The organism is Ochrobactrum sp. SFR4 (assembly GCF_019730395.1).
Lineage (GTDB): Bacteria > Pseudomonadota > Alphaproteobacteria > Rhizobiales > Rhizobiaceae > Pseudochrobactrum.
The window spans coordinates 1-253 of record NZ_JAAPBB010001054.1; the positions used below are offsets into that span (position 1 = coordinate 1).

Annotated in this window: 1 pseudogene; it reads left to right on the plus strand. The window is 55.7% G+C overall.

The window, feature by feature from the left end:
- Positions 1-253 (plus strand): annotated as a pseudogene (locus tag HBA93_RS22285) (hypothetical protein); the annotation flags it as partial.

Sequence of the window (253 nt, forward strand, 5' to 3'; positions counted from 1 at the left end):
GCAACAACAGCGCGCAGAGGAAGCTCAGGCCAAACAGGCTGCAGAGCAACAAAAAGCGGCTGAGGAAGAAGCAGCCCGACAGGCTGAAGAGCAGAAAAAACAGGCAGCTGAACAAGCGCAGCGCGAAGCCGCAGAACAGCAAAAAGCAATTGATGCCGCCGCTGAGAAGCAGGCGAAAGATGCTGCGGAGCAATCTAAGCCTGAAGAAACGCCGGCTCTTCAACCTGAACCAGCCACTCCAGAAGAAGTGCCT